Below are 4,510 nucleotides of genomic sequence, written 5' to 3'. Positions count from 1 at the left end.
TGCCACTTCGCCGAGGAGAAGCACGTCGTCCCCTCGGGGAACGAGGACGAGGGCCCGGAGACGCCGCCGGACAGCGGCGCCGACCCCTTCAGGAAGCCCGAATCGCCTTAACGCACCGGCAACTTGACGGAATCGGATCCGATATACGAACACGGCAGTCTGCACAACGTACGGCCGTGCGGGTGCCGTGAACCGGGCCGGGGCGCACCATGTCGCCCCGGCCCGGACCCATGTGTTCCCCGCGCCCCACGGGTTTCGCGGAACCGCTTGTTTCGGTTGGTGGCGACCGTGAGTATCGGGACCGTGACTGTGACACGACCGGCACGTCTCACGGGCGCCGCGCTCTGCGCCGCGCTCGCCCTCACCGCCGCCGTGTGGATCCTCAAGGACCTCGCCGCGCTCGGCTCACCCGTCGACCTCGCCTGGTACTGGGCCGGGGACCACCACTTCCTCATCCGGGGACGGTCCGCCAGCTCCCTGATCGACGCCGTGCTGCTCGTCGTCTCCGCCGCCGCCGCGGCCGCCGCGATCCGCTCCCGGCACGCGGCCTCCGCGCTCGCCGCCACCGGCACCGTCACGTTGGCCCTGCGCCTGCCGGGCCTCTGGGAGCCCGACAGCGGCGCCCTCGTCACCGCGCTCGTCGAACTCGCCCTCGCGGCCGGTCTGATCGTCACCGCCGCCGTCGGCCGCCGCCCGGCCACCGCCTCGTACGAGCCGCTCCCCACCCGCCCGCGTACGGGCCCGGCCGTCGCCGCCGGGGTCCTCCTCGCGACCTGCGCGCTCGTCGTGACCCTGTGGGAGCTGTACTGGGCCACCGAACTGCCCCTGGAGATCACCGTCGACCGCTTCACCGGCGGCCGGTCCATCATGAAGGCGGCCCTCGCGCCCCCGCCCGCCTGGCTGTCGCTCGTCCTCGTCGCCCTGTACGGGACCGCCGCCGTCTCCGCCTTCGTACGGGCCCGCCACAGCCGGGCCTTCGGACTGCTCGCAGGGGTGTTCCTGGCGGCCGGCGGCCTCGCCGAGGTCGCCAGGACCACCCGCTACGAACTGCTCGGCGACTTCGGGGACCTCCCGGGCACCGCCCAGCTGAGCGTCCTGACCGCCTTCCTCGGGCTGCTCGCCGGCATCGCGGTGCTCGTCCTGCTCGCCGGGCGCGGCGCCCCCGCCGGCGCGCCGAGCCCGTACCCGCCGGCCGGGATGCCGCCGCCGGCCCCGCCCTACCCGCCGCCGCCCGGCTGGTGACTCAGCCCCGCATCCCGCCGAGGGACCGCTTCAGGAAGTCCACCTGGAGCAGCAGCAGGTTCTCCGCGACCTGCTCCTGCGGCGTCATGTGGGTCACCCCCGACAGCGGCAGCACCTCGTGCGGCCGGCCCGCCGCGAGGAGTGCCGAGGAGAACCGCAGCGCGTGCGCGACGACCACGTTGTCGTCCGCGAGACCATGGACGATCATCATCGGCCGCGCGGGCACCTCCGGCGCGGACAGCCCGTCGTCGGTGAGCAGGGACTGCGCCGCGTACACCTCGGGATCGTCCTGCGGGGTGCCGAGGTACCGCTCGGTGTAGTGGGTGTCGTACAGCCGCCAGTCCGTCACCGGCGCCCCCACGACCGCCGCGTGGAACACGTCGGGGCGCCGCAGCACCGCCCGCGCCGCCAGATAGCCGCCGAACGACCAGCCCCGGACGGCCACCCGCTCCAGATCCAGCGGGAAGCGCCCGGCGAGGCCCTGGAGCGCGTCCACCTGGTCGTCGAGGGTCGGCCCGAAGTCCCGCGCGACCGCCTTCTCCCAGGCGGGGGAGCGGCCCGGCGTGCCCCGCCCGTCCGCCACGACCACCGCGAAGCCCTGGTCGGCGAACCACTGGGACGTCAGATGCGCGTTGTGCGCGGCGAGCACCCGCGGCCCGTGCGGACCGCCGTACGGGTCCATCAGGACCGGCAGCGGCCCGTCGCCCTCCGCGTACCCCGAGGGCAGCAGCACCGCGCACGGGATCCGCCGCACGCCGGCCTCCGTGAGCCGCACGCGCGCGCGGAGCACCGGATCCTGGGCGCACGAGGCCACCACCGCGACCTGCTCCCCGTCCCGCAGCACCCGCGCCACGCTCCCCGGCGTCTCCGGCCGCGCCGACACCAGCACGGTCACCGCCCCCGAACGCACCGCGCCGTGCACGCCGACGCCCTCGGACCACCGCTCCGCGCCCCCACCGGTCACCCGGTACACATGGACCTCGCCGGTCTCCGGGAGAGCCGCTTCCGCGCCCGCCGACGCCGACACGAGGACATCGTCCTCCCCGACGTCGAGCACCGCCCGGACGTGCAGCGCGGCATCCGTCAGCACCTCGTCGCCCACGGCCAGGGCCCGCGCCCCGGTCTCGTCCGTGAGCCGTACGAGCCGCCCGTCCGGAGCCCACGCCGGCACCCCCGGCAGCACCTCGAGCCACACCGGGTCCCGCTCCGCCCGTACCGTCCTCGTCTCACCGGACTCCGGGTCCACCGCCAGGAACAACTGCTCCCGCTGGTCCCGCGCCTGGACGAGCAGCAGCGGAGCCCCGGCCGCCGACCAGTGCACGCGCGCGAGGTACGGATACCGCTCCCGGTCCCACAGCACCTCCGTGCGGGCTCCGGCGAGGTCCATGACGAACAGTCGCACGTCCGCGTTGGGCGTACCCGCCGCCGGATACGCCACCGGCTGCGGCTCCCGGTCCGGATGCGCCGGGTCAGCGATCCACCAGCGACGCACCGCCCGGTCGTCGACGCGGGCCACGAGCAGCCGGTCCGAGGAGGGGGACCACCAGAAACCCCGGTCCCGGGTCATCTCCTCCGATGCGATGAATTCGGCCAATCCATAGGACACATGCGCCTGCTCCGGAACGGCCACCTCCCGGTCGCCCGAACCGTCCGCGGCCACCACCCGCAGCGCGCCCTCCGTCACGTACGCGACCAGGCGCCCGTCCGGCGAGGGACGGGGGTCGATCACCGGCCCCGGCACCGGCAGCTCCCGCGCCGTCCCCGCCCGCAGCTCCGCCGCGAACAGCCGCCCCGACAGGGCGAAGGCCGCCAACTCCACGGCCCCGTCCACCGCGTACGCCACCACACCGGCCGAGCCCTCCCGGCTCCGCTCCCGGCGCGCCCGCTCCTGCGGCGACAGCTCCTCCTCCCCGCCCGCGAGCAGCACCTCCGGGTCGGCCGCCACCCGCTCCACGGGTGCGCCGCCGTCGCGGGGCAGGTCGAGGACCCAGAGCCGGTGCGTACGGTCCACACCGGACGCGGCCCTGACGAACACGACGCGCTCCCCGTCGGGGGAGACCGAGAAGGCACGCGGGACGCCCAGGGTGAACCGCTGGGTACGGGCGTGACGACGGGGGAAGGAGAGGCCGGCAGGGGGTGTGGCCGGCTGCTGTCGAGACGAGGTCATGCGGCTGAAACTAGCGCTGTGCGCCCCCCTCGTGCCTCCGTCCGCCGATCGATGCGGCCGCACGGATAGTTATGATCCGTAGCGCTAGGTGGGTATGCATCCGACGGGCCTGCCCCCTGGCACATGCTGATCGACCGAACCACTCGAATATCCGACCGAAGAAGTGTGGAGGTGAACCGCCGTGGCACTCTCGATCTCCGTGGTGGTGCTGCTGGCGATCGTCGTCTTCCTTCTGATCCGGAAATCCGGGTTGAAGGCTGGACACGCGGCGATCAGCGCGCTCCTGGGCTTCTACCTGGCGAGCTCGTCCATCGCCCCGTCCATCAGCACCCTCACCACGAACGTGGCGAACATGGTCGGCGGCCTCAAGTTCTGAGAGCGCCCCCGCGCGCCGACCTCGTAGGGTGGGGACATGTCCGATCTCCCCGCCCGCCGTCTGCTGCTCGTGCACGCGCACCCGGACGACGAGTCGATCAACAACGGCGCCACCATGGCCAGGTACGCGGCCGAGGGCGCCCTCGTCACCCTGGTCACCTGCACGCTCGGCGAGGAGGGTGAGGTCATCCCGCCCGAGCTCGCGCATCTGGCCCCCGACCGTGAGGACCGGCTCGGCCCGTACCGGGTCGGCGAACTCGCCGCCGCGATGGCCGAGCTCGGTGTCACCGACCACCGGTTCCTCGGCGGCCCCGGGCGCTTCCGCGACTCCGGAATGATGGGCGTCGAGCAGAACGAGCGGGCCAACGCCTTCTGGAACACGGACGTCGACACCGCCGCCCCGTATCTCGTCGAGGTGATCAGGGAGACCCGTCCGCAGGTCCTCGTCACCTACGACCCCGACGGCGGCTACGGACACCCGGACCACATCCAGGCCCACCGGGTCGCCATGCGCGCCGCCGAACTGGCAGCCGACCCGGCCTACCGCGCCGACCTGGGACCGGCCCACACGATCGCCAAGATCTACTGGAACCGGGTCCCGCGCCCGGTCGCCGAAGCCGGCTTCGCCCGGCTGCGCGCCGAGGGCTCCGCCTTCCCGGCCGCCGCCGCGATCGACGACGTCCCCGGCGTCGTCGACGAGGACCGGATCACCACCGAGATCGACGC

General features: G+C 73.9%; 4 protein-coding genes. 3 read left to right on the top strand and 1 reads right to left on the bottom strand.

The window, feature by feature from the left end; all coding sequences use genetic code 11:
• Positions 1–303: 303 nt before the first annotated feature.
• Positions 304–1,242, top strand: coding sequence for a hypothetical protein (locus tag AOK00_RS18100; protein WP_055601338.1), 939 nt, complete (start codon positions 304–306; stop codon positions 1,240–1,242).
• 1 nt (position 1,243) lies between these two features.
• On the opposite strand, the gene AOK00_RS18095 is transcribed toward AOK00_RS18100, so the two are convergent.
• Entirely contained in the window at positions 1,244–3,409 is a 2,166-nt protein-coding gene (locus tag AOK00_RS18095; protein ID WP_079042058.1) for a S9 family peptidase, read from the bottom strand.
• Between the two features lie 181 nt (positions 3,410–3,590).
• Between AOK00_RS18095 and AOK00_RS18090 the strand changes: the two genes are divergently transcribed.
• Together AOK00_RS18090 and mshB are read left to right on the top strand one after the other, a co-directional pair.
• Positions 3,591–3,785: a hypothetical protein gene (locus AOK00_RS18090; RefSeq protein ID WP_030320669.1), complete on the top strand. Its 195-nt coding sequence runs from the start codon at positions 3,591–3,593 to the stop codon at positions 3,783–3,785.
• Positions 3,786–3,821: 36 nt separating this feature from the next.
• A partial coding sequence (mshB, locus tag AOK00_RS18085; RefSeq protein WP_055601336.1) for an N-acetyl-1-D-myo-inositol-2-amino-2-deoxy-alpha-D-glucopyranoside deacetylase occupies positions 3,822–4,510 on the top strand: 689 nt, incomplete at its 3' end.

Source organism: Streptomyces aureus (assembly GCF_001418135.1).
GTDB classification, from domain to species: domain Bacteria; phylum Actinomycetota; class Actinomycetes; order Streptomycetales; family Streptomycetaceae; genus Streptomyces; species Streptomyces aureus_A.
This window is presented reverse-complemented; position numbering and strand designations above follow the sequence as displayed.

What these genes read in the sequence shown, in the direction of transcription:
- AOK00_RS18095 (WP_079042058.1), bottom strand. Translation starts at nt 3,409, where the DNA reads ATGACCTCGTCTCGACAGCAGCCGGCCACACCCCCTGCCGGCCTCTCC.